The following is a 24,965-nucleotide window of genomic DNA, read 5'->3' as shown; positions in this document are numbered from 1 at the left end:
GCACTCGGGCAACGGCCGTTTGCTGACCGAACGATGTCTAGTACAGCAGCGCGGTAAGACTGCGTCGAGCGGCGAGGACGCGAGGATCGGTGACGCCAACAACGTCGAAGAGCTCAAGCATCCGCTCACGAACGCGGTCCTTGCCGTCTTGGTCAAGGTCGGTAAACAGCTGCAGGAGCCGATCGAAGGCGTCTTCGATGTGGCCGCCGGACAGGTCAAGATCGGCAACGTCAAGCTGCGCGTCAAGGTCGGCTGGGTTTGCGGCCGCGCGAGCACGAATCTCGTCAAGGGTCTTGCCTGAGAGCCGGTCGAGCAGGCTCACCTGGGCGAGGCCAGCAACCGCTTCAACGTCGCGAGGGTTGTTCACCAGGGCCTTGCGATATTCTTCCTTCGCGGCAGGATAGTCGCCGCGTTCAATAGCTTCAAACGCTTCTTGGTGGTGTGGAGGCAGCGGCGCTGGTGCGGGCTCTTCGCCTTCAGCCGAAGCATCTGCGACCTGTACGCGCCCGGTCACACCTGCCTGGGCCGCAACATCCAGCACCTGGTTGAAGACCTGAACCACTTCCGCTTCTGGCAGCGCGCCCTGGAACAGAGGCACTGGCTTTCCCGCGATAATCGCAACCACCATCGGGATCGACTGTGCTTGGAAGGCTTGCGAAAGACCTGGGTTGCTGTCAACGTCAACTTTGGCGAGCAGCACCTTACCGTCGAGCTCAAGCGTGAGCTTTTCGAGGATGGGCCCAAGCTGCTTGCACGGGCCACACCACTCCGCCCACAGGTCGACGATCACGGGAACGACCGTTGAGAGCTGCGCAATCTGCGCAAAGGTTTCGTCGGTCACATCAACAATTAGCGAGGGAACCGGCACCGCTTCGCCCTGAGCTACGGATGGCTGCGCCCCTGGCGTTCCTCCCGGTTGCGCGGGCCGAGCCGCCTGCTGGTTTTTGGCAACAAGCGGTGAGAGGTCAACGGCTCCGCCAGCGAGCAGACTGTTGAGGCGTGGGTCGGTCATTATTTGGCTCCTGCTTTGACGAGACTGTGGGTGAAGCCAAGCAACGTGATCGGTTCGCCGGAATCGGTTGCCGGAACGTTGAACAAGAGCTGCACTTCCCAAGTTTGGTACAGCCCGGTTTTGGATTCGGTAATTCCGGCCAAGACCGATCCAGCGTTTGGCGCGCCAGGGAACTTCGCGCTTGCGCGCTCATTACTCGGCAGGATTGTTTCGGTATCGAGAATCGAGATTGCCACGATTGCACCCTGCTGAGCTGTCGACAGCGCGACAACTTCGCCAGAACCGGGAACAGTCTCGAAGGATGCGGATCCCTGCTCGGCCTTCTCCGCAAGGGCATCCTTCCGCTCGGTGCGCCACTGCTGGCCAATCTCTGCGATCAGGGCGTCGTCAACGGTGTCAAATGCGCCGTAGAACTCTGAGCTGGATCCCTGGTTGAGGACGTCAGCATAGGCCGTAGCAATGTCTTTCGGCCGCATCGAAAGGGCCTTAAAATCAGGTGAAAGGCGAGTCGTACCAACGGATGCCGGTGACGCCTCTGGGAACTCGGCTCCTCCGATGATGTCAACCGAGTAGTTGACCATGTAGTTGTCGTGCGGGGTCTGCTGCACCAAGACAACACCGAGCGGCGGATTTGCGGCAGCGGTCTCGGTTGGCGCTGGCGTCTCGCCCTCTGCGGGTGCGGCGGATTCGGTTGGCGTGGCCTCTTGGGCCGATTCGCCGTCTTCGACAACCGTGAAGATGGTACGCGGCCACGTTTTTGTGCTCTGCGGCAGTTCGTACCCGCGCAACGAGTTTGTAATGAGGCCAGGTGCGGCAACGCTCGGCAGCGTTGCACGAATGGCGTAGTTCGCGGCACGTTCGTCAAGCGCAGGGCCGGCAAAGCGCGACTGAGCAAGCTCGAGATCAAGCGTCGTATCCGACTCTTTGGTGACGTCGGCGACTCGACCCATGATGAGCTCGAGTTGGCCGTCGGTCACCGCTGGCGGAATGATTTCCGCTTCTGGACCGCTGCTCGGGGTCGCGGTGGCGGAGGGCTTCTCCGCGATTGCGTCCCAGTCTGGCCAGTAGTCGGCCGAACAGCCAGAGACCAACAGCGTTGAGGTCAGGATGACGGGGATAGCCACCATCTTGACGGATGTTGTTGGCCCGTTGCCCGCGCCAAGCGCCTTGCGACGGTCGCGCTCGATGCTCTTTGGGCTCACTCCTGTGAGTGCCGACTGGCGGCGGAGTCCTGCGAGGGCTTTGTTGTTGCCGCGGCGAGGGCGCGTCTTGCGTCGATCGTGATCGACCGCGAGCAGATAGAGGATGGCGCCGATGACGCCAAGGATGAGCCCACCAACCAGCAACGGGCCTGCGAGTGGCGTTGCTCGGTCGCGCTGCCACGTGATCGAAACTTCGGTCAGCGAATCGCCTGCTTCTGGGGCGGCGATGATCATCGAAACGCCCTCGGGGAGGTCTGCGGCGGTGTTGAGTGTCTTGCTGTCGCTGTATTCGGCAAGCCACAGGTCGCTTCCGCGCGGATCTGAGTCCGCCAGCTTCGTTTCCGTTGAGGGTGCCGTTGCGTCCGCGGGTGCCGTTGCATCGGTCTGGGCCGTGTCGAGGACGGTGCCGGTCACGATGAGGTCGGCATAGCCAGATTCGTTCGCTTTAACGGTTTTTGGCTCAACGCTGTTGTCTGAAGGGTTGACCGAGAGAACGTCGTGTGTGACCGGCTTCAGCCAGGCATCCACGTCGGCGGTTCGCCCGTACGCCATGAATACGGCCGCGTCTCCGTTCGCGGTAATGCTTGGCTTACCAACGGTCTGCTTCAGTTCGTCACTACTCACGACGGCGAAGCGGCTGTTGTCCGCGGTTTGCACTTCTGCGCTCACAGATGAGGGACCGGCCAAAAAGGTGCGTTGCCCGATGCCCAACACGATGAGGACAGCAGCCAACGCAAGAGTTGCAATGGCGAAAAAATATCGCACGTAAAAGCTCCTTCGTTTCCCACCCGTTCGTAGACCGGCGTTCGCTGGTTGGGAGGGGGTGGTAAGCGAATCTAAGATACCCGAAAAATGACTGTCGCACACGAAGACGGGATGAACTGCCCAACATGTTGACCGTTCAAGTATGCCGTCCTGAGGTGTGCGCACGCTGTGTGATTGCCTGAGAAACCTTGTATTTTCGGGGATTCTTGTGCCGATTCTTCCCGAACCGGTAAGGGTCGCGAGCATTCTCGACTCTCACACTTGGGCAGCGCTGTTTGCTCTAGACTCTTCATATACATAATTTTTGGGGCTGTATGTGCCCTGAAGTGACCCCACGGAGAAGATCAGTGTCCGAAAACGAGTCCACGTTCAACCAGGCTTTTCGCGGTTATGACCGCACCGAAGTTGATTCCGCGTTAAACGAGTTACGGTCACACATCGCCCGGCTGACGCAGCAAGTGAGTGCTGTTGAGGCAGAAAAACAGCAGGCCCTTGCTCAGCAGCAAGAGATGCGGACTCACATCAACGAGCTCACCGTTGAGGTAGAGGAACTCGAGTCAACCGGATACACGGGGCTTGGCACCAAGCTTGAGAGCAGCCTCCAGATGGCGGAGGAGCACTCAGCACGAGTCATCGCACAGGCAGATCTTGATGCTGAGAAGCTGCGCCGCACCACAGAAGCGGAAACGAAGCAGCAGGTCGAGCAGGCCCAGGCACTCGCCGACAAGATCCTCTCGAGTGCGCGTGAAGAAGCTCACACGCTCATCACCGGGTCCAAGCAGGATGTGGCGGAGGCAACAGCACGCGCCAACAGCGATAAAGAACAGATGCTTTCGGAGGCCAGCAGGGAAGCTTCGGCTCTCCGGCATGCGGCCGCTGCAACGGCAGCAGAGGTTACCCTCTCTGCAACACAGGCTGCCGAATCGGCGCGGGCATCTGCGACGCTTGAAGCATCCGAACTCCTTGCTCATGCCCAGACCAAAGCCAGCGCGCTCCTCTCCGAGGCAATGGAGCGCGAGCGAATCACGACCACTGAGCGTGATCAGAATGCTCGTGACCTTGAGCTCGCTCGCACTGAGTTGGAGCAGAGCACCGCTCGCGCTCGCGCAGAGCTCACGGCGGCTACGGAACAGGCCCGCTTGAGCCTTGAGGCCCAGACGGCCGAGCGTAGTAACGCTCTCGCGGCAGCCACCGAGAAGCAAGAGCTTGACCTGGCTCAACAGCAGGACGCCCACGAAACTCGCATCTACAACGAGCGTGCAGAGCACGAAACAGCGCTCAAGCGCGAACGCGAAGCTCAGGCAAACAGCCTCGCAGCTCAAGAAAGCGCACACGCCGCCGAACTCGCCGCTGGCCGCGAACGCCACGAAGCACAGCTCGCTCAGCAGGCCGAAGCCGCGCAGACAGCGCTCGGCCTCGCCGGCGCAGAGCACAGCGCGCTCCTCAACCGAGATGCGGATGCTCAGGCGCAGCTGCTTGCAGACGAACGGGTGTCGCACTCGTCTGCCCTGCAGGCCGAGCGCGCAGAGCAAACCGCTGACCTCGCGGCTGTTGCCGCAGCCCAAGAGCAGCAGCTCGCCACGGAACAGGCGCAGCACCGGGCAGCGTTGGCACACGAACGACAGACACACGACGAACGCATTGCGCGTGAGCTTGCAGAGCACCTCGCCGAGCTGGATCGAACGCGCTCAGAACACGACGAAACCATCGCGCGCGAGTTGTCGGAGCACGTCGCCGAGATCGACCGCACTCGCACGGAGCACGACAGCAAAATCGCGAGCGAACTCAGCGCACACACGAGCGCGATCACTCGCGAACGAGACGACCACGATGCAAAGATCGCGTCTGAGCGCTCGGCACACGATGAAAAAATCGCGTTTGAGCTTGCGACACACACCGAAAAAATCAATCGCGAACGTGCCGCTCACGATGAGACTATCGCCCACGAGCGCGCGACGCACGACAGCGCCATTGCTTCGGAGCGCCAGGAACACGACACCTCGATCTCAATCGAGCGAGCTGCCCACAACGACTCCATTCAGACCGAACGTGCAGAGCACGAAGCAACCATTGCTCGTGAGCGCACGGCCCATAACGACGAACTCGCCCGCGAACGCAACGAGCACCGCTCGATCCTCCGCCGCGAAGTTGCCGAACATCACGACAGCATTGAGCGCGAGCAGTCAGAGCACGAACTCACGCTCCAGCGCGGCCTCACAGACCAGGCAGAGCGCCTCGAGCAGTCAGCTGTTCAGGCAGCCGACGAGCGCTCGCGCCTTGCGGCCCAGCACGCGTCTCAGCTCGAGCGGGAGCGATCGGAACACGATGCGTCGCTTGGGCGCGAACTGGCCACGCATGCGGCCACCATTGCAGCTGAGGTCGCCGCACACGCGGCAAAGCTTGCGGCAGAGGTTGAGCAGCAGACTCAACGACTCATCGCCGAGGGCGACGCGAGCCAGGCAGAAATCACTCGTCGCAACCACGAGAGTGTCACTCGCATCGGCGAAGAACTCGAGCAGCACCAGGTCAACCTCGACGTTGCACGGGCACAGCAAGACGCCGAGCTCGAGCGTGGACGCCTCGCCCACGAGCAGCGGATCGCAACTGAGCTCGAGCAGCAGGCCATCACGCTTGCCCAGACGGCTGAGCAAGCACGAGCATCCCTCTCCAATGAGGTCGCACAGGCACGCGCCGCAGTCGCAGAAGAGGTCAATACACTCCGTGCCAACACGGTCAGCGAGCTCGCGGCTATCCGTCACGATCAAGAAACGGCCCTTGCCGCTGCAACCAACGAAACCGACGAGTATGTTGCCCGTCTTCGCACCGAGATCGATACCAACGCGCGCGAAACGGAACACGACCTCGCGACCAAACGCGACACGGCTGAGCGTGAACTTGCCGAGCGCCACGATGCGGCCGTCGCCGAGACCAAGAAGTTCCTCGACGAGGCAGCAACACAGCTCGCCGAGCTGCGCACGCTCGCCGAAGAAAAGCGCGGCGAGGTAGATTCCCTGACGGCAACCGCACAGACCGCCGCACGGAGCATCCGCGACGAGGCTCAGGAAACGGCCTACGCGATTGTCGCTGAGGCACAGGAACGCGCCCACAACATGGTTGCTGACGCTGAGACGCGCACCAGCAAGATTCTTGCCTCAGCAGAAGAGCGCATGACGCAGTTGAAGGTCGAACGAGGAGCGGTCGCCCGCTACTTCGAGAGCCTCAAGGATGTACTCGGCAACGCCCAGAACATGACAGAGCGCGCCGCTAAGGAAGCCGTTCGCGAGCCGCTCAAGCCCAGCGAGGCACAAGCGGGTGTTGAGGCAAGCGACGACACGCTTCCAAACATCCTGCCAGAGTCTTCAACGCACAGCACGAACTAAGCCAGGGAGATGCGGGTACAGAACGCGTTCCAGATTGGTCTGGTTGCGACCCTCGGCGTTGGCGTTGGGTTGCTCGTGTGGGGCATTATTGGCGAACTGGCGACAGTCTTCACCTACGTTGGGGCCGCACTGTTTCTTGCGCTCGGCCTTGACCCCGTCGTTACCTGGCTCGAACGCAAGCGCTTTCCGCGCTGGGCCGCCCTCATTACGGTTGTTCTTGGGGTAGTCGGCGTCTTTGCCGGACTGTTGTCAACCGTGATCCCGCTGATTGTACGCCAGGCATCCAGCTTGGTTGTCACGATCACGCAGGCGATTAACTCCGCCCAAAGCCCAACAGGAAGCAGCGGCCTCGCCCGTTTCATCGAGATCCTCGATGAACAGTTCAACCTCCGTGAGTACCTCAACGTTGAACAGGTCCTCGACTCCATCAACGCGTGGCTGAGCAACCCTGACAACATCGCGAACATCGGAAGTGGGGTGCTCGAGGTTGGTGTTGGGATCGCGAGTGGGCTGTTTGGCGCCATCATCATCCTGATTCTGACGCTGTACTTCACGGCGTCGCTGCACACCATAAAGCGGGCGGGCTACCGGCTTGTACCGGCGACCAAGCGTGAGCGATTTGTTGAGATCAGCGAGCAGATCACCAACTCGGTTGGTAAGTATGTGGTTGGGCAGGTGGCCCAGGCATCCATCAATGGTGTCCTTAGCCTACTTTTCTTGAACATCATCGGGGCTCCATACCCCGTGCTGCTCTCCGCGATCGCCTTTTTGCTCAGCCTCTTGCCGCTTGTCGGAACGCTGTCCGGCGCCATCATCATTACGCTCGTCTGCTTGTTTGCCGGGCCACCAACGGCAATTGCCGCCGCAATCTACTATCTTGTCTACATGCAGGTTGAGGCATACCTGATCAGCCCACGCATCATGGGACGTGCGGTGCAGGTGCCAGCCTCTGCCGTTGTTATCGCGGCTCTTGCCGGAGGCACGCTGCTCGGACTGCTCGGAGCGCTCATAGCGATCCCGGTTGCCGCGGCAATGATGATTTTGCTTCGGCAGGTTGTGCTCCCCCGCATCAACCAGCTGTAGGCTGCACCAACGACTCGTCAACCTCGGTTGGCAATGGGTAGGCGGCTGGATGAACGCGCTTCACAATCTCGTTCAGCACGCGGCTTGATTGGCTCTCGCCGACCCAAAGGTGCTTGCCGCCATCAACTGCCACGAGTTCAAGGTGCGGAACGGATGCAAAACGGGTGGCCGCTTCCGCAGGCTGCAAATAGTCGTCATGCTCTGGGATCAGCGCAACGAGCGGACGAGTGTCCCCCACCCACGCCGCAACGTCGTCTGCCGTCGCCCTGTGGAGCGGTGGGGAGAGCAAGATCGTGCCGGCAGTGTGAAGGTCACGGCCATATTTGAGCGCAAGCTCAGTGCCAAACGACCAACCAATTATCCACGGGTTTGGCAGGCCACGATCGGCAACAAACCGCATCGCTGCCTCAACGTCGAGGCGTTCGCCGATTCCGTCGTCAAAGCTGCCCTCGCTCGTGCCGCGCGGCGAGCTGGTTCCTCGTGTGTTAAATCGGAGAACGGCGATATTCGCCAGTGCGGGTAGGCGCCAGGCGGCCTTACGGTAAATATGGGAGTCCATGAAGCCGCCAGCTGTTGGCAGTGGATGCAGCGTGACAAGTGTCGCAGCTGGCTCCCCCGACTCTGGCAGGGCAAGCTCGCCAACAAGCGTGAGGCCATCGGCAGTCTGCAATTCGATGTCGTCGCGTCGAGCGCGCAGCACCGTTTGGCTCCGAATGGGAACGAGTTCAGACATAGCGGGTCCTCCGTTGAAATGGATGCGCGGCGCTGGATTATCCAAGGCGCCAGCAGTGTTCGTGCCAGTGTCGCCGCGCCGCAAGGTCTGCGCTGTCGCCAAGAACACCGTCGGCCCGCCAGACAACAACGTGGGCCGTTCCGACCGAGATAAGTCCCTCGCAACGAGGGCAGCGATACTCTTTGACCGCTCGCGCAGCAGCTATCGGCTGAACTGTCCACTCGCCAGACGAACGGGATTCGGTGCGACGCCAGCCCTGCATGAGATGCTCGAGGCCGCCGGAATCCACGATGTTCTCCTGGCGTGGACCGGGGCCGCGGGAAGTGCCGCCCGTGCGCCGTTGGCGTGAAGGACGGTTCGAGCGTGGCATACCAATCAGTCTATCTAGTGAGCTGAGTCAACACGGATAACGCGTGCGATTCATCGGTTGCGCCGATGACGCGGCCCCTTCATTCGGAACGCAGCAAGCCTACGGGCGCCAGACGGCAGTACGGCGAGTTTAATACCAGCCGACCGACTGGGAGTGGCCCCAAGCGCCACAGGGCGTGCCGTATCGACCCTGAATGTATCCGAGGCCCCAACGAATCTGAGTGTCCGGGTTTGTTGCCCAGTCAGCACCAGCAGACGCCATCTTCTCACCGGGAAGGGCCTGCGGGATACCGTAGGCTCCACTGCTCGCGTTGTTTGCAAACACGTTCCAGTGAGATTCTTTATTCCAGAGCGCAACAAGGCAATCAAACTCAGCGCCAGGACCAACGTACGTAATCGCGATGGCCTGCGCGGTGCCTGGATCGGGGATACCAGCCGCCGGCGCACTCGCGGAGGATTTTGCTTTGCTTTCCTCGGTAGGCGTCGGCGTCGGGGTGGGAGTTGGCTCAGGCTCCATCTCGAGGTCAAAATTATCGGCTTGAATAGCGGCAATCTCTTGCCCCTGTGCAAGCTCTTCTGCCGTATATACCTGATAAATAGCGTCTGATGGCTTCAACGGGACGACTTCAAACGCCTGAGACTGCGACACCATTCCCGAGTATGGACCAACCAGGTTGATACCGACAAGGGCACCAGCCGCAAGGGTCGCAAACGCCAGTTTCACGATCGAATTATTGCGTTTCGACAGGGAATAGCGGGCCCGCGAAGGACCAAACGATGATTTTGATGAGTTACGGAGAAAAGCCACAATGACACTAGTCTAGCCACAACTCACCTGAACAATTCGGGTGAGTTGAGAAATTGTCCTACCGAACCGACAGGATGATGTCGATCACGTAGTCGATGAGATAGTCCACCTGGTCCTCGCGGTAACCGCGCGTCTCAGGGAAGAAGCTGACATCGCGAATATCCGCAACAGTCAGCGAAACGCCCTCATCGAGGTACGCAAGGACTCGATCTGCGAGAGCATCCACCTGGGCACGGTTATAGCCCGTTGTGAGGATGTTCGTGCGGGCGAACAGGTGTTTCCTCGGGCGAGCAAGACGCTCACGAACCGCGCTCACCTTATCCGCAACGAGGGTGTTCCAGGCTTCGTCTCCACCCTCACGGATGATGGCCTGCTTCTCCCGCTCAAAGAAAACCTCTTCGAGACGGTCAAGCGCTGCGTCTACATGGCGAGCAGAGTATCCGCCCTTTTCGAGATCAAAGGAAATACGGCGAAGATCGGCAGCCGTCACAGAAACGTTTCCGGCGGCATCACGGTTGTAGGCTTCACGCGCCTCAGCCAAGAACGCATCAACCTGAGAAACGCTGTAGGCCTGTTTCTTGTCTTTAGATCGAGGGAATGAAGTACTCACAAAGTCCATTCTGCACTGCAGTAGTCATGAAACACGATTCGGCACGCTGAAAAAGTTGGCTAGTGCATTGCAAAAACGAGATACATGCCGTACATTGCCGCGGCGGACGGGAGGATCGAATCCAGTCGGTCGAGGAATCCACCATGTCCTGGAATCCACGAACTCATGTCTTTGATGCCCAGATCTCGCTTGATGAGCGACTCGGTGAGGTCGCCACCGGTGGCCGTCACGAGGAGCACAACGCCGATGATGCTGCCCGCCCACCACGGATAGTCAAGAACAAAAACGGTCAGGCCAATCGCAACGACTTGCGCAGCAATTGCCGCCCCCGCGAAGCCCTCCCAGGTCTTATTTGGGCTAATTCTCGGCGTCATCTTGTGCTTGCCGAGTGTCACTCCCGCGGCGTAGGCCCCAACATCGACGGAGACAACAACGGCCACAAAGGTGAAAATCCACCATTCACCGTTGTCACCATGGCGAAGCAGGATAGTAAACGAAGCAAAAAACGCGACGTAGACAAGCGTCAACACGCCAGCAGCGAGGTCAGCACCGAACCGAAGCGTAGACGAGCGATGGCTCTTAAAGAGGTACAGCTCAACCGAACGCCACACGGTCACAACAATGACCGCGACGAACAGCGTTATTAGCAACCCAAACGCACCCCAGAAATACGTTCCAGCTACCATGCCCAGCGCCGAAATAACGCTTCCGATGCGTGGAACATAGCGGCCAGCACCACGAAAGGCCGTTGCGAGCTCGAGGACCGTCACACCGACAAACGCTGCGACCAGCACCACAAACAAATCGGGAAGCGCGAATAGCGACCCAAGGAACACAACCGCAAACCCAAGGCCACTGCCAATCGCGAGAAACAGGTTGCGCCCGGCTTTTGCCTCGATTTTTGCGTTAGTAGCATCGATCTGGGCCTTTGTTGCCTCAAGCTGTGCACGGAGCTCGTTGCGAGTCGTTTCGAACGCCGAGTGTACATGCAGGGGCGATGAGGAGTGCGCCTCAGGCTCGCTTCCTGACGCAGCTTGGTCGCCGTGATTCGGATCATGCCCCCGAGCATCCTCGGGAAGCGGCTGCTCCCCCACGACGGCTATACCTCGAGCAGTTCGGCTTCTTTACGCTTGAGCGCCTCGTCAATTGCCTCGACGTGGGCCTTGGTTACGGCTTCGAGCTCTTTTTCAGCACGCGCCACCTCGTCGTCGCCAACCTCAGACTTGAGAGCGTCAAGGTCATCCTTCGACTTGCGGCGCAGGTTGCGAACCGTCACACGGGCATCCTCGGCCTTACCACGAACGATCTTGACGTACTCTTTGCGACGGTCCTCGGTGAGCTCAGGCATCGTGACACGAACAACAGTTCCGTCGTTGCTCGGGTTTGCGCCAAGGTTCGGGGTATCGCGAATAGCGGTTTCAATAGCCTTCAGCGCAGACTTGTCGTAGGGCGTCACCAGGATGGTACGAGCCTCTTGGTTCTGCAGAGATGCGAGCTGCTCAAGCGGCGTCGGCGTGCCGTAGTAGTCAACCTGAATCTTCTGAAACAGCGCCGGGTTCGCGCGTCCGGTTCGCACCGTGGCAAAATCATCTTTTGCAACGTCAACAGCCTTAGCCATCTTTTGGGTGGTCTGTTCGAGAACGTCAGCGATCACGGCAACTCCTTTTTCATGTGACAAGCAGGTTAAGTCTAGTAGAGCAGTTGGCCTAGGCGTGAACCAGGGTACCGATCTCTTCGCCAAGGATGGCGGCGGTTACGTTGCCAGCAGGCTCCATCCCGAAGACCCGCATCGGCATTTTGTTGTCCATGCACAGACTGAAGGCCGTCGAGTCAACCACTTTCAGCCCCTTCTGGAGGGCCTCCTGATACTGGATGCTCTCGATCTTCGTTGCGGTCGCATCGAGTCGTGGATCGGCGGTGTAGACGCCGTCGACGCCGTTTTTGGCAACAAGGACAACGTCAGCGTGAATTTCGAGCGCACGCTGCGCCGCAACCGTGTCGGTCGAGAAATACGGAAGCCCAGCACCCGCACCAAACACCACAACACGGCTCTTCTCAAGGTGACGAATGGCGCGAAGCGGGATGTAGGTCTCGGCGACCTGAGTCATCGTGATGGCGGACTGCACACGGCATCCAACACCCGCCTGCTCGATAAAGTCTTGAAGGGCGAGGGCATTCATAACGGTTCCCAACATGCCCATGTAGTCCGCGCGACCGCGGTCCATTCCGCGCTGCGAAAGCTCTGCACCACGGAAGAAGTTTCCGCCGCCAACAACGATGGCAACTTCTACCTGGTCCGTTGCAGCCGCGATTTCTTTAGCAATAGAGCTCACGATGTCTGGGTTGACCCCAAGCTGTCCCCCACCGAATGCCTCGCCCGAAAGCTTCAGCAGTACTCGACGTCGACGATTTGTTCCTGTCATCATGTTCCTTACTCTTCAGTTGCCACTGTCTAGGGTAGCCGACAATGAGGGCTCGTTGCTGGGCGCTCCGTGAGCGCCGTCACGCATTTGCGTCTACTGCCAATGCGCTCCAAACCTGCATCTATTTGCGAGTTTCTGCTGCAAAATCCTGATTATTACGCAGAAAGTCGCAAATACATGCGGTGCCCTTAGCCTGAGATCAGATTTGGGCAGTGTTTATGGCAGAGAAAAGGAGCCCGATCCCTGTGAGGGTTCGGACTCCTTTTCGAAGGTCGTACTTAAGCGCCAACCTTGAAACGGGCGAAGCCGCTCAACGTCAGGCCTGAGGTCTCGAGAACCTTGGCAACGCTCTGCTTGTTGTCGCGAGCGTAGTCCTGGTCAACAAGAACAACCGTCTTGAAGAAGCCAGTGAGGCGTCCTTCAATGATCTTTGGAAGGGCAGCTTCTGGCTTTCCCTCGTTCTTGGCGATCTCGGTAACGAGCTCGCGCTCCTTCTCGACATCAGCCGTAGGAACCTCGTCGCGCGAGAGGTACAGCGGGTCGGCGAATGAGATGTGCTGCGCAATGCTGCGAGCGGTCTCTTCGTCATCTCCGGCGTATCCAACAACAACGCCAACCTGAGGTGGCAGGTCCTTGCTCGTCTTGTGCAGGTAAATCGCGAAGTGCTCACCATCAACAACGGCGATGCGACGAAGCTCTACCTTCTCGCCGAGGATTGCTGCCTCGTCGGTGATGACATCAGCAACGGTCTTGCCCGCAGCTGGTGCAGCAAGCGCCTCTTCGAGGGTGCGTGCGCCGGCGGCAACAATGGCGTCGAGTACCGTGTCAGCGAGGGCAATGAACTTCTCGTTCTTCGCAACGAAGTCGGTCTCGCAGGCGAGCTCGATGAGCGTTGCGGTCTTGCCGCTCTCTTTTGCAGCTACAAGGCCCTCGCTCGTTGAGCGACCCTCGCGCTTTGCAACACCTTTCATGCCCTTGAGACGAAGAATCTCAATGGCCTTCTCGATGTCGCCCTCTGCTTCGATCAGGGCATTCTTGCTGTCAACCATTCCGGCACCGAGGCGCTCGCGAAGTGTCTTGACTGCTTCTAGGCTGAAATTAGCCATGTGTTTAAACTCCTCGTTATGACGTATGTACGTGTATAAACGGTGAAACTGACAATCTGTGCGGCCGGCATCCGTGAGGGAGAATTCTCTCGCGGATGCCGACCCTCAACTATGAAAGTTACTTGGCTTCTTCGGCGGGTGCTTCGGTAGCAGCTTCCGCTGCTACCTCTGCAGGAGCCTCGGCAGCTGGTGCCTCTTCAGCAGGTGCTGCAGCGGCATCGGCGGGAGCTGCGAGCAGCTCTGCCTCCCACTCGGCGAGAGGCTCGGCAGGAGCCTCCGATGCGTCGGACTTCTGGTGACGCTCAACGAGGCCCTCAGCAGCAGCATCTGCAACCACACGGGTCAGCAGCGCAACGCTTCGGATGGCGTCGTCGTTACCCGGAATCGGGTAGTTCACGTCGTCAGGGTCGCAGTTGGTGTCGAGGATAGCGATAACCGGGATACCAAGCTTCTTGGCCTCGTCAATGGCGAGGTGCTCTTTCTTGGTGTCAACGATCCAGATCGCCGAAGGCGTCTTGGTCATGTTGCGGATACCACCGAGGCTCTTGTGCAGCTTGTCGAGCTCGCGCTTCTTGAGCAGCAGTTCCTTCTTGGTGAAGCCACTCGTGGTGCCCTCGAAGTCCAGCTCCTCAAGCTCCTTCATGCGAGCGAGACGCTGCGAAACCGTCTGGAAGTTGGTCAACAGACCACCAAGCCAGCGCTGGTTAACGTAGGGCTGCCCAACGCGAGTTGCCTGCTCGGCAATCGCTTCCTGGGCCTGCTTCTTCGTTCCAACGAAGAGGATGGTTCCACCGTGAGCAACCGTGGTCTTGACGAAGTCATATGCCTTGTCAATGTGACCAAGCGACTGCTGCAGGTCGATGATGTAAATACCCGAGCGCTCCGTGAGGATAAAACGCTTCATCTTCGGGTTCCAACGACGGGTCTGGTGCCCGAAGTGAACGCCGCTGTCGAGCAGCTGGCGAATTGTTACGACGGCCATGGCCGTTCTCCTTGTCTGCACCTTCGGTTGAAGATGCGTGTCGGTTAGCTGACTGCCTCAGTGTGAGACAACCCCTGGTGCCACGGTTTCAATCGCTCCACACCACAAGAACTCTTTCGAGCAGATGAGGTGCAAGACCGACGATTTCAACCGGTTTGTGGCACGCGTAGTCACCTCGTAAACGAGATGCTTCGACAATAGTAGCATTTCGCTGAATCAGATCGACGCGTTTTTGACCGTTTTGCTGCTGACAGTCGGGAAACCTTTCCACAGCCTGCCACCAGTCCAGCTTCTTCACCGATCATCCCCTCAGGCCCCGCCCCTTGGGAGCCGCCAACAAGGATGAATCACATGAAATACCTGACTCTCAAAACGGCTACTGCGTTCATAGCCACGGCTGTTCTCTCCGTGACCGGTTTGCCTCGCAGCGAGAGCTATGCAGAAGCCTCCGCCGAACCTCGTGCCACGATAGTGGCCCCGAGTATGCATCCGAGTTTCAAACGTCCACAACCACCGTGGATGCTTCCCGTTGCCCCAACACCGCAAATTTACCGGCCCTTCGTGGCACCGTCGACACCATACAGTGCCGGACATCGCGGCGTAGATTTTGTCGTCGCTGACCGTCAGCAGTTGCGCGCGCCAGCCGACGGGGTCATCCATTTTCAGGGCACGGTAGTAGATCGGCCTGTAGTGAGCATCCGACACGCTGACGGATACATCTCAAGTTTTGAGCCGGCGCAGTCGAGCCTGGTTCAAGGAGACAGTGTCGCTGCCGGACAGCCGTTTGGAGAGATTCGACACGATCTTTCCGAGAACGCACACTGCGCTTCAGGCCACGACACCCACCCAGACAGAGCACCGGTCAATTTCACTCACGAATCGGCTATAGCGCCGTGCTTACACGTAGGGGCAAGGCTCAACGGTGAGTACGTCAACCCCATGATTCTTTTTGGCCTCGTATCGCGTCCCATCTTGCTTCCCCTCTCCGATAGGTAAATGGGACGGTGCATTGCGCCTCCTTTGCTGTGAGCTGGGCAGACTATGGCCGACCGATCAAAGCGAGATCCAGGTACGTGCAAGCGAGGGCTCATAGCCTGAGAGATCACATGCAACTACGTGCGGATGGCTACACGTGGCTACACGTGGCTACACGTGGCCACATTGTCATACGGCAATGAACGCGAGCATGCACAAGGGCACGGCTGGGCACGGTTTGCGTGGTTCGCTTGGCTCGTAAGACTCGTAAGACTCGTAGAGCTTACACAACTCGTACCGTTCACAGGCGAGTCTGGGTTAAGCGCGAGGGTGGGCCGTTCGGTAGGTTTGGGCGAGTTTCTCGCTTGAGACGTGCGTGTAGATTTGGGTCGTCGCCAAGCTGGCGTGTCCGAGCATTTCTTGGACAGCCCTGAGATCGGCTCCCCCGTCGAGCAGGTGCGTCGCTGCCGTGTGTCGAAGCGTGTGCGGGCCGTTTCCTCCGGCGCCAGGAAGTTCAGAGAGCAAATTCGCCACAGCGGTGTAGAGCGCGCGAGTCCCGACCCTGCGACCTCGCGACCCCAGGAAATACGCATTCTGCGGGACCCTGTCGGGAGCGAGCGGCTGCGCCGCTCTGGTACTGGACACCGTCTCAGGGGCGTCCTTGCTTGACGTCATGAGCATCGGCCTCGCGTGTACCTCGTAGGCAAGGAGCGCTTTCTCTGCAGGAACACCGAAAGGGACGACACGTTGTTTGTCGCCTTTTCCTGTCACTCGCACGGTGAGCCGTTCATGGTCGATATCGGCAATATTGAGGCTAGCGACTTCGGATACACGTAGCGCCGAACCGTAGAGCAGCTCAATCACTGCTGTATCTCGAAGGGCAATCGGGTCACCTGCGGCAGCACGGAGTTGGAGTCCCGCAAGTAATTCGTCCATCTGGGGCCGTGTCACAACGCGAGGGAGGTGTTTGCTCGCTTTGGGGCCGACAAGCCGGGCCGCGATATCGGTTTCCCGATATCCGCGTTTGGCCAGCCAATGGCTGAATCCTTTGACGGATGCTGTTCGCCGGGCGATGGTACTGCTCGATAGTCCCCTATTTTGGGCATCCCAGAGCCAGTCACGCAGATCGTCAAGTTCAAACCATGCTTTCGGGCCCTGCGCTGTTTGGAGGAACTGGCTGAGGCCAAGAAGGTCTGCCCGATAGGCGCGAACGGTCTGCTCTGAGTACCCCCGTTCCGCACGAAGGTATGACGTGTAGTCGTCGATCGCGCGCTCGAGGTTCATCTCCCCATTCTGCCTTCAGAAAACACAGCTACACCGATTCCACGCCGAGAACGCATTAGCTCGACTCGGCGCTCATCCCTATGCGATCAACACGAGCCGCTGATTACCCTCGCGACGGGCGCGCAGCGGAATTCACGGTTGGCCCGTGTGTCCAGCCCCGATCATGCTCCTGTGCGCGCCCCTCGGCGAAGAGCTCACCGAGCCCTGCTCTCACGCTGGCAGGGTCGAGACCGGTCTCCCGCGCAAGCTCAATAATCGTTTTTGGAGCACGTGGCTTCAACGCGTCGAGCAGCCGAATCGACGTTGCGGATGTTCGGACGGCTCCGACCCTGCTGTTTTGTTCCGTTGACGATCCGCTGCCGCATGGACGGTCGGATATCTGACCCGATGCGTCTTGTTCGTGCGGTAAACGTGTGTCGGACAGCAGGATGGCTTTCGAGCTGAGGTTTTGTTGTGTTTGACCTTGTTGGCTCGGCGATTGTCGGTTCTGGGATTGCTGGCTCTGGCTCTGCTGGCTTTGGGTCTGCAGGCTCTGGGTCTGTTGGTTGAGATTCGAGGCCTCGCCCTCGGTGGCGCGCCCCAAGAACGCTTCATTCGGTTCGCAAGATTCATTCACAAACTCGGTGCCTTGTCCAGCAGGTTCGCTCCCCTGGTCGCCTGGCTTGCGGCCGTCTAGCGACTGCTGTGTCGTATCATCGCTGTGGCCCCCAACGCAGTTTGCCTGGACGTTTGGGTCATGATTAATACCCCAGAACAACTCGTCCAAGTCTTCTAGGCTCGTGATACAGGAGGCGTCAAACTCACGGAGCAGACGATGACAGCCCGCCGATGCGGCGGAGGTTATTGGTCCGGGTACCGCCCCGAGGGCGCGGCCAAGTGAGGAGGCGTGCGCAGCGGTGTTGAGCGACCCTGATCGTGTGCCAGCTTCGCAGACGAGGGTCACTGTCGAGAGCGCTGCGATGAGCCTATTGCGTTGCAAAAACCGCCACCGTGTTGGAGAGAACCCAGGAGGCAGCTCACTCAGCGCCGACCCCTGCGCAATAATTCGCCGAAGTAGGTCTTCGTGACCGCTCGGATACAGTCGGTCAATTCCACCGGCCAGCACCGCAATCGTTGGTGCGCTGCCGGCAAGGGCTGCCCGGTGGGCCATTCCATCGATGCCGTAGGCTCCTCCTGAAACGATGTTGATGCCTCGGGTTGTCAGCCCGCCTGCAAACTCAGCCGTTACGTGCTCGCCGTAGCCAGAGGCAGCACGCGACCCAACAATGCTCACGCTTGGACACCGCAGGTGTTCGATCGAACCTCTCACCCACAGCGCAAGTGGCGCGTGGAACTCTAAGTCATTCAGTTTGTCTGGCCAGGCGGGATGTTCTGGTGTGATGAGACGCGCCCCGAGCTGTTCCGCTGCATCAACCGTTCGCAACACTTCAGCGGAGTTGAGCCGTGGAAGCCAGCGTTCAATTGCGGTGGCGAGCGACTGGTCCGGATCTCGACCGGTGCTCGTTGTCTGACCGGTGCGCAGTGTTTGACCGGTTCTAGCGGCTGGCGCTGCTGAGTCGCGACCCGGCAACCCTCCGTTTGCGGTGTTCTCGCCCCTGCGTAGATCATGATCTGGTTCACGGTGGCGCTCGCCTTCAACCGATCGGATAGCCCGCCTGAGCGTGCCGTCAAGAAGCGCGTTGAGCGCTTCCGACGGCCCTATTGCTGCGACAACTGCTCCGGCGACCCTGTCTCCAGGTTCGGCCAAGCGGCTCCACACCGAACGGGCAAACACCGCGGGAAGATCAACGTCTGCGGTATTGAGGGGGCCGAGGAGCTTGCCGGCAGCGGCCTGCACGAGGGCCTCGTCTAATCCAAACAACGTGCTCATGAACTCACACCCCTCCTCAGGTAGAGTGCTTGCCCCACGTGTTCCTTGGTGGGTTGTGGTTCAAGCCCAAGATCAGCAAGGGTCCAGGAGAGCCGCAAGACTCGATCAAAACCTCGCATCGTAATCAGTCCCCGTTCGAGGGCCAGATCGAGCGACCGTACTGTTGGATACGGCAGCCGGTTGTCGGGATGCCTCAGCCAGGTGCCGGGCACCTGCGAGTTTGTGCGCCACGGAGTCGTTTTTAGACGAGCGCGAGCACGTTCACGTGCTGCTTCTACTCTGGCTCGCCCGTCTGCCGTGGAAATGCGAGGTATTTCATCGGCAACGCGCAGTTGATTTGCGGTAATCCGATTCACCGCGAGATGGATGTCAATGCGATCGTTAAGCGGGCCGGAAATACGCCCAAGGTACCGTCGACGAAGCGTCGGCGGGCATGTACATTCACTGTCGCGCACCCCGTAGTTGCCGCACGGACAAGGATTTGCCGCCAGCACGAGCTGAAACCGGCCTGGAAACGATGCTGTGACTCGAGCCCGGTGAATCGTGATTGTGCCGGATTCAAGTGGTTGGCGAAGCGAGTCAAGCACAGCCGGCGCGAACTCGGGCGCCTCGTCAAGAAACAAAATTCCGTGTGCTGCACGTGCCGCCGCGCCAGGGCGAATGATTGTGCTGCCACCTCCGATCATTGCGGCCGCACTTGCTGTGTGATGAGGTGATTCAATCGGCGGCCGAGTCACCAGACCACCGTTCAGTGGATGCCCCGCAAGCGACCGGATGCAGCTTGCCTCGAGCGAAGCTTCTTCGTCGAGGTCTGGCAGGAGCCCGCTGAGCCGAGCCGCCAGCATCGTTTTGCCAGAACCGGGTGGCCCAAGCAGGGAGAGGTTATGGCCGCCGGCGGCCGCAACGATAAGAGACTCGACTGCATCCGGGTTGCCAACAACATCGCTCAGGTCGCCATCGGGTGCACTCTGAACCGCGCCATCGCCGCCGGGCCCAACGCGAAGCCCCGGCTCCCCCGGTGCAACCACAACACTGGCGTCTGCAGAAGATTCTCCAAACCCATCGGCATCGCTTATCGGGTTGCTGCCATCGTGGTCGAGCTGTACCAACCGCGCAAATTCACCACCGTGCCATATTGCCGCCTCACGAAGTGTATGAACCCCTACCACCTCAAGACCGGAGACAAGCGAGGCTTCGGCTACGTTACCCGCGGGAACCATGACTGTATCAGCGCCTGCCCGTCGTGCAGAAAGAGCCGCTGGCAACACGCCAGCCGACGGCCGGAGACGACCGTCGAGCCTCAGCTCGCCAACATGCACCACTCGTCTGACAGAAGTCGCCGAGATGCTGCCAGCGGCGGCAAGACAGGCAAGCGCAATCGCAAGGTCAAAGCTCGACCCGTGTTTTGGAAGCGAGGCTGGTGACAGGTTGACCGTCAGCTTTCGATCGGTAAGTGCGCAGCCGCTATTGCTTGCGGCCAGGCGTACGCGCTCGCGAGCCTCCCCGAGCGCGGCATCCGGCAACCCGATGATGACAAAGCCAGGCAACGTTTGGGAGACGTCGGCTTCGACCTCAACCAGATGTCCATCAATCCCGTTGAGCGCAACGCTGCGGGTGCTCGCGACCGGCATTAGTACACCCCCGTGAGGTGTTCGATGTTTGGCGTGCGATCGGGAACCCCCAAGACCGCAATGGCATCTATTCGAATCTGCCTCGGCGAGATCTCGTGCTGACGACACCATGCCAGCGCGAGGCGACGTAGACGATCAAGCTTTGTTGTGGTGATGGCTTCAAACGGATGCCCGTACCCTCTGCCGGTGCGCGTCTTGACCTCTGCAAACACCAACCGCCCGTTTGAGCGGGCAATGATGTCAATCTCACCAAGGCTATGTCGCCAATTCTTCTCGAGAATCTCGTAGCCACGCTGCGCCAAGTAGTCGGCGGCAACAGCCTCGCCCCAGCGCCCAATATCGTCTTTTCGTGCCATCTGTGCACCTCCATGAAACGATCATGAAGGTTCGACGACCTGCCAAACAGTGCAGGGCGAATGTCGTGGAGAACCTGGCCGGATTCGGAACGGTGGATAAGTATCCGGCCGTTGCCGCATCCGTCGTCTGAACTACCGATGAGTGAGCATCCGAGCAGTGAACAGGCACATGAGGCACAAGGGTCTCAACACGTACCCTTGAATATGAACCCCAGTGGCGAGTAGTTACTCGTCGAGAGCAAGCTCCCGTGGAAGCTTCAGCTCACGATCAGAGAGCTCTTCTACGTTGACGTCTTTGAAGGTCAGGACTCGCACAGACTTCACGAAGCGGTCAGCACGGTACACGTCCCACACCCACACGTCGCTCATAGTGAGCTCAAAGTAGAAGTCGCTGCCGGCATCCCGGCGCTGCAAATCGACACTGTTTGCCAAGTAAAAACGTCGTTCGGTCTCTACCACGTAACGAAACTGCGCCACGATGTCGCGGTATTCCCGAAACAGCGCTAGCTCTACCTCGCGCTCGTAGTCGTCAAATTCGTCTTCGTTCATGAGTCCAATCCTACGGGGTATCGGCCACGGCAAGGGACCCGGCGCCTTTGAGCCAGGATCGCCGATGATAATCGGTGGCCCCAAGCGACTCAATAGCCGCATAGTGGGCGGCCGAGCCGTAACCCTTGTTCCCGGCCCAGCTATATCCAGGATGTTGAGCGTCGAGCTCAATCATCTGGCGATCTCGTTCAACCTTGGCCAATACCGAGGCTGCGGCCACGCTCGCGCAGTCGCGGTCGGCCTTCACCCTCGTGACAACGCGCAGCGGCGAGCCGAGCGACGGGGTCAGCCAATCCGCCGAACCGTCCAAAAGGACGACGCTGGCGGCAACATCAACGCCGAGCTCGTGGAGCGAGATGAGGGCTCTCCTGGCAGCGAGGCCGAGGCAGGCGTTGATGCCAAGCTCATCCACTTCTGCGGCCGTTGCTGAGCCAACCGCACCATGAAGCACCCAGGCCCGTGTCGGAGCGTACAACGCTTCCCTGCGCTTTTCAGACAGCAGTTTGGAATCGCGCAGGCCCTCTGGGAAACCGCCACAGCCACGATCGTAGGCCGCGACTCCAACAGAAACCGGGCCTGCGATGGCACCGCGCCCAACCTCATCACAGCCAATCACGAGTGAGGCTCCTGTCGACAGCAGCTCGTGCTCAAGATCGAGGGTAGGAGCGTTTGAAACGGCCTTACTCATTGGTCGCTAAACAATTCTGCCCGGCTATTGAAGATGGTGAAATGGTTGAGCGGCCAGTTAATCATGAACGCACGCCCAACGACGTTCTCCATCGGAACAAAACCTTCTCCAGGCTTGTCTGTGTTGTAGCGAGAGTCGGCAGATGAGTAGCGATTGTCACCCATCACCCAGAGTTTTCCCTCTGGAACGACCACGTCAAACTTAATTCCGGAGGCTGCGCTGCTTTCGTTTGGCAGCTTCAGGTACGGTTCGTCAACGCCCTCACCGTTCACCATGATCTGCCCGAGCGCGTTGCAGCATTCAACATGGTCGCCTGGCAAGCCGATGACCCGCTTGACGAGGTGCTCGTCGCTGTCGGTTGGGGCAAGCCCGATAGCTTCAAAGAACCATCCGATAGGGCCTGGATCTTGCTGAGGACGAGGAGTAAGCCATCCGCCCGGATCCTTAAACACCACGATGTCCCCGCGTTTAACACTCGAGAGCTCAGGCACAAGCTGGTTCACCAGAATGCGGTCGTTAATCTGCAGCGTGTTCTCCATCGAGGATGAGGGAATGTAGAACGAACGCATGAGGAAGGTCTTGACTAAGAACGAGGCCGTAAACGCTACAAGCAGGATGATTGCAAGATCACGAAAAAACGTTGCGGTACCTCGACGGCGCCGTCGGGAGCTCGACCTGCTTGGGTTGGGAATGTCTGTCACGATAACCGCCTGAATTCTTCACTCTTCATATGACAGCGCGTGAAACAGAGGCACAATCACGACCGGCTTAATCCCAGTAACAGTGAGAGTTCATCTTATCGCCCTGTGCCCCGCACGACCGAATGGAACCACCTGTGAGATTTCTGAATGCGAGCTTCATGCACGCCGAACAAGGGATTGGGGCGTTACGCGCGTCGGGAGAGGCCTCCACCAGGAGGTTATGCATTTCAAAGAATAGGCTCTGCAGAAAAATACAAAGCCCCGGTTCGAATAAATTCGAAACGGGGCTTTGTGTTGTCGTGTGCCGCCGATTACTTCGGCCGCTGACACGCTTGGCTTGCGAAAAGCTTAGATGTCGCGCTTCTCTTTGATCTTCGCCTTCTTGCCGCGCAGCTCGCGCAGGTAGTAAAGCTTTGCACGACGGACGTCACCGCGGGTAACGACCTCGATCTTGTCAATGACGGGCGAGTGTACGGGGAACGTACGCTCAACACCCACCTGGAAGCTGATCTTGCGAACGATGAAGGTCTCGCGAACGCCGTAGCCCGAACGAGCGATAACAACGCCCTGGAAAATCTGGATACGTGAGCGGTTACCCTCGATGATGTTTACGTGCACCTTGACGGTGTCACCGGCGCGGAACTCGGGAATGTCTGACTTGAGTGACGCAGCATCGACGTGGTCGAGATTTTGCATTTCTTCTTCGCTCTCTGCGCCCGCCACAAGTCGGTCGCACATATAGGTAATTAAAGGTTTGAGGTGTGTCTGTCCAGAATCCGGCTCCCTCATGGCAGAACCAGTGGTGACACAAGGATCTAATTTAGCACGAAAGTGGGGCCCTCAACGAATACACGCGGCGCTCACCGCCATCTATTTGCGGAAATCTGCGGAGAATCCCCTGAATTTGCGCATTTTCTCGCAAATAGATGCAGGTTCGGGCCGTAGCGGGTAGGTGGGGGTTAGGCGGGTGGAGACGCAGTCGCGGCCCCAAAAGTACCGAGTGCGTCACCGTCAAGACGGAAGACCGACCATCCATCCATCGGAACTGCCCCGACCGAGCGGTAGAACGCGATTGACGGTTCGTTCCAGTCGAGTACCGACCACTCGAGGCGGCGGTACCCGTTGGCAGCGCACAGGGTCGCGAGTGATCGCAGCAGGATTTTGCCGTAGCCGGCACCGCGGTGCTCCGGCAGCACAAACAGGTCTTCAAGGTAGATGCCGTGCGTCCCGGTCCACGTTGAGTAGTTGCGGAACCACACGGCGATGCCAACGATTGTGCCGTCACGTTCAACCACGTGCGCATACACGGATGGCGCCTCGCCGAACAACACATCGGTCAGAAGGAATGACGTATTCTCAACGGCGTCGGGCTCTTTTTCGTATACCGCAAGCTCTTGGATGCAGTGCAGGATGCCTGGCACATCCTCGGGTCGGGCGGTTCGAAGTACGGCCCCGTCTGGGAGGGTCTCGGCAGTCAAATTGTGCATGACTGTAGTTTAGGGCGACGTGCGATGTCCGATAGACCGGAGCGCTTGGCATCCGGAGGCGGAGAGGCCCGTCAGCACAAGGGCATTACTCGGGTGGCAGCAGGTCAGGACGTACACGGCGCGTACGCTCCACACGCTGTTCGTAGCGCCACTTCTCAATGGCCCCGTGATTGCCAGACAGCAGTACTGGCGGCACTTCCTGCCCACGCCAGGTTGACGGTTTGGTGTAACTCGGGTACTCGAGCAAGCCGTCTTCGTGGGACTCCTCCGTGAGGCTCTCGGGGTTGCCAACAACTCCAGGGATGAGCCGACCGATAGCCTCGATCATTGCCATCGTTGCTACCTCTCCCCCGTTAAGCACGTAATCGCCGAGGCTCACAAGCCGCACGCGGGCGTGCTGTTCGGCGTAGTCAAAGACACGCTGATCAATGCCCTCATAGCGGCCGCAGCCAAACACGAGGTGATCTTCATGGGCGAGCTCTTTGGCCATGGCCTGATTAAACACGTCGCCTGCAGGGGACGGGAAGATCACGAGCGGAGGGATGCTGCCGTCAGCTGCCGTGGTCGCGGCGTCAGCATCCGTTTGGGCCGGCGCGTCTTGATCTGCAGGCTTCTTGGCCTGATCGTCTTGCGCCTGACCCTCGGTAATCCCAAGGATTTCGTCGAGGGCGAGCCCCCACGGCTCTGGCTTCATGACCATACCTGCGCCACCGCCGTACGGGGTGTCATCGACCGTACGGTGCCGGTCAAAGGTGAAGTCACGGAGGTCGTGCACGTCGAGGTTGATGACCCCGTTTTGCCTGGCTTTGCCAAGCAGCGAAATGTCTAAGACATCAAAAAACGTGGGAAAGATACTGACAATGTCAATCTTCACGGTGCAGTCCTTAGTGACTCGTTAACTTGATTCGGCCCGTCGCATTCGTTCACAGCTCAGCAGGCTGCGAAACGGAT

At 59.3% G+C, this 24,965-nt stretch carries 25 protein-coding genes; 3 read left to right on the top strand and 22 right to left on the bottom strand.

The genetic code is table 11. The features are described from left to right. Positions 1-37: 37 nt before the first annotated feature. Both FHX76_RS01515 and FHX76_RS01510 read right to left on the bottom strand, forming a co-directional pair. On the bottom strand, positions 38-1,012 hold the full coding sequence (locus FHX76_RS01515; protein ID WP_167146979.1) for a tetratricopeptide repeat protein: 975 nt from the start codon (positions 1,010-1,012) through the stop codon (positions 38-40). Beyond that, entirely contained in the window at positions 1,012-2,979 is a 1,968-nt protein-coding gene (locus FHX76_RS01510; protein WP_167146976.1) for a DUF2062 domain-containing protein, read from the bottom strand. The genes FHX76_RS01515 and FHX76_RS01510 overlap by 1 nt, the downstream gene beginning before the upstream one ends. Positions 2,980-3,326: 347 nt before the next feature. Between FHX76_RS01510 and FHX76_RS01505 the strand changes: the two genes are divergently transcribed. Continuing rightward, positions 3,327-6,359, top strand: a complete 3,033-nt coding sequence (locus tag FHX76_RS01505; protein WP_167146973.1) for a coiled-coil domain-containing protein — start codon at positions 3,327-3,329, stop codon at positions 6,357-6,359. Positions 6,360-6,368: 9 nt separating this feature from the next. Beyond that, positions 6,369-7,442, top strand: coding sequence for an AI-2E family transporter (locus FHX76_RS01500; protein ID WP_167146970.1), 1,074 nt, complete (start codon positions 6,369-6,371; stop codon positions 7,440-7,442). On the opposite strand, the gene FHX76_RS01495 is transcribed toward FHX76_RS01500, so the two are convergent. From FHX76_RS01495 to FHX76_RS01450, 10 genes are all read right to left on the bottom strand, one after another. Beyond that, positions 7,429-8,175 (bottom strand): alpha/beta hydrolase, encoded by a 747-nt coding sequence (locus FHX76_RS01495; protein ID WP_167146967.1) that lies wholly within the window; start codon positions 8,173-8,175, stop codon positions 7,429-7,431. The two genes, FHX76_RS01500 and FHX76_RS01495, sit on opposite strands and share 14 nt — an antisense overlap. 37 nt (positions 8,176-8,212) lie before the next feature. Then, on the bottom strand, positions 8,213-8,545 hold the full coding sequence (locus tag FHX76_RS01490) for a hypothetical protein (protein WP_208402402.1): 333 nt from the start codon (positions 8,543-8,545) through the stop codon (positions 8,213-8,215). A gap of 129 nt (positions 8,546-8,674) precedes the next feature. Further along, positions 8,675-9,268, bottom strand: a complete 594-nt coding sequence (locus tag FHX76_RS01485) for an aggregation-promoting factor C-terminal-like domain-containing protein (protein ID WP_341777829.1) — start codon at positions 9,266-9,268, stop codon at positions 8,675-8,677. A gap of 142 nt (positions 9,269-9,410) precedes the next feature. Further along, positions 9,411-9,962, bottom strand: a complete 552-nt coding sequence (locus FHX76_RS01480; RefSeq protein ID WP_167146961.1) for a DivIVA domain-containing protein — start codon at positions 9,960-9,962, stop codon at positions 9,411-9,413. Between the two features lie 59 nt (positions 9,963-10,021). Next, positions 10,022-11,056: a phosphatidate cytidylyltransferase gene (locus tag FHX76_RS01475; protein WP_341777828.1), complete on the bottom strand. Its 1,035-nt coding sequence runs from the start codon at positions 11,054-11,056 to the stop codon at positions 10,022-10,024. Between the two features lie 5 nt (positions 11,057-11,061). After that, positions 11,062-11,616: a ribosome recycling factor gene (frr, locus tag FHX76_RS01470; RefSeq protein ID WP_167146958.1), complete on the bottom strand. Its 555-nt coding sequence runs from the start codon at positions 11,614-11,616 to the stop codon at positions 11,062-11,064. 52 nt (positions 11,617-11,668) lie between these two features. Continuing rightward, the gene (gene pyrH / locus FHX76_RS01465; RefSeq protein WP_167150225.1) at positions 11,669-12,385 is read right to left on the bottom strand and encodes a UMP kinase; all 717 of its coding nucleotides are present in this window, start codon (positions 12,383-12,385) and stop codon (positions 11,669-11,671) included. A 278-nt stretch (positions 12,386-12,663) separates the two neighbouring features. After that, on the bottom strand, positions 12,664-13,491 hold the full coding sequence (tsf, locus tag FHX76_RS01460; RefSeq protein ID WP_167146955.1) for a translation elongation factor Ts: 828 nt from the start codon (positions 13,489-13,491) through the stop codon (positions 12,664-12,666). A gap of 118 nt (positions 13,492-13,609) precedes the next feature. Then, a complete protein-coding gene (gene rpsB, locus FHX76_RS01455) occupies positions 13,610-14,473 on the bottom strand; it encodes a 30S ribosomal protein S2 (RefSeq protein ID WP_167146952.1) in 864 nt (287 codons plus the stop codon). 88 nt (positions 14,474-14,561) lie between these two features. Then, positions 14,562-14,771: a hypothetical protein gene (locus tag FHX76_RS01450; RefSeq protein WP_167146949.1), complete on the bottom strand. Its 210-nt coding sequence runs from the start codon at positions 14,769-14,771 to the stop codon at positions 14,562-14,564. A 44-nt stretch (positions 14,772-14,815) separates the two neighbouring features. Here FHX76_RS01450 and FHX76_RS16820 point away from each other — a divergent pair, with 44 nt between their 5' ends. Beyond that, positions 14,816-15,469, top strand: coding sequence for a M23 family metallopeptidase (locus tag FHX76_RS16820; RefSeq protein WP_424960762.1), 654 nt, complete (start codon positions 14,816-14,818; stop codon positions 15,467-15,469). A gap of 297 nt (positions 15,470-15,766) precedes the next feature. On the opposite strand, the gene FHX76_RS01440 is transcribed toward FHX76_RS16820, so the two are convergent. The 10 genes from FHX76_RS01440 to trmD all read right to left on the bottom strand — a co-directional run bounded on the left by FHX76_RS01440 (position 15,767) and on the right by trmD (position 24,888). Beyond that, positions 15,767-16,732: a tyrosine-type recombinase/integrase gene (locus FHX76_RS01440; RefSeq protein ID WP_167146943.1), complete on the bottom strand. Its 966-nt coding sequence runs from the start codon at positions 16,730-16,732 to the stop codon at positions 15,767-15,769. 103 nt (positions 16,733-16,835) lie between these two features. Then, positions 16,836-18,602: a DNA-processing protein DprA gene (dprA, locus tag FHX76_RS16065; RefSeq protein ID WP_243848563.1), complete on the bottom strand. Its 1,767-nt coding sequence runs from the start codon at positions 18,600-18,602 to the stop codon at positions 16,836-16,838. After that, positions 18,599-20,233: a YifB family Mg chelatase-like AAA ATPase gene (locus FHX76_RS01430; RefSeq protein ID WP_167146940.1), complete on the bottom strand. Its 1,635-nt coding sequence runs from the start codon at positions 20,231-20,233 to the stop codon at positions 18,599-18,601. Before FHX76_RS01430 ends, dprA begins: the two co-directional genes overlap by 4 nt. Beyond that, on the bottom strand, positions 20,233-20,589 hold the full coding sequence (locus FHX76_RS01425; RefSeq protein WP_167146937.1) for a YraN family protein: 357 nt from the start codon (positions 20,587-20,589) through the stop codon (positions 20,233-20,235). Before FHX76_RS01425 ends, FHX76_RS01430 begins: the two co-directional genes overlap by 1 nt. Positions 20,590-20,814: 225 nt before the next feature. Next, a complete protein-coding gene (locus tag FHX76_RS01420; RefSeq protein ID WP_167146934.1) occupies positions 20,815-21,138 on the bottom strand; it encodes a DUF2469 domain-containing protein in 324 nt (107 codons plus the stop codon). Between the two features lie 10 nt (positions 21,139-21,148). Beyond that, the gene (locus FHX76_RS01415; protein WP_167146931.1) at positions 21,149-21,826 is read right to left on the bottom strand and encodes a ribonuclease HII; all 678 of its coding nucleotides are present in this window, start codon (positions 21,824-21,826) and stop codon (positions 21,149-21,151) included. Next, positions 21,823-22,527, bottom strand: coding sequence for a signal peptidase I (gene lepB, locus FHX76_RS01410; RefSeq protein WP_386762097.1), 705 nt, complete (start codon positions 22,525-22,527; stop codon positions 21,823-21,825). Before lepB ends, FHX76_RS01415 begins: the two co-directional genes overlap by 4 nt. Before the next feature lie 348 nt (positions 22,528-22,875). Further along, the gene (rplS, locus tag FHX76_RS01405; protein WP_167146928.1) at positions 22,876-23,223 is read right to left on the bottom strand and encodes a 50S ribosomal protein L19; all 348 of its coding nucleotides are present in this window, start codon (positions 23,221-23,223) and stop codon (positions 22,876-22,878) included. 263 nt (positions 23,224-23,486) lie between these two features. Then, positions 23,487-24,014 (bottom strand): GNAT family N-acetyltransferase, encoded by a 528-nt coding sequence (locus FHX76_RS01400; protein WP_167146925.1) that lies wholly within the window; start codon positions 24,012-24,014, stop codon positions 23,487-23,489. Between the two features lie 85 nt (positions 24,015-24,099). Beyond that, complete coding sequence (gene trmD, locus FHX76_RS01395) at positions 24,100-24,888, bottom strand: tRNA (guanosine(37)-N1)-methyltransferase TrmD (protein WP_167146922.1); 789 nt, start codon at positions 24,886-24,888, stop codon at positions 24,100-24,102. Positions 24,889-24,965 lie beyond the last annotated feature (77 nt).

Source organism: Lysinibacter cavernae, from assembly GCF_011758565.1.
Classification (GTDB): domain Bacteria; phylum Actinomycetota; class Actinomycetes; order Actinomycetales; family Microbacteriaceae; genus Lysinibacter; species Lysinibacter cavernae.
The sequence above is the reverse complement of the archived record's forward strand: the minus strand, read 5'-3'. Positions and strand labels throughout refer to the sequence as shown.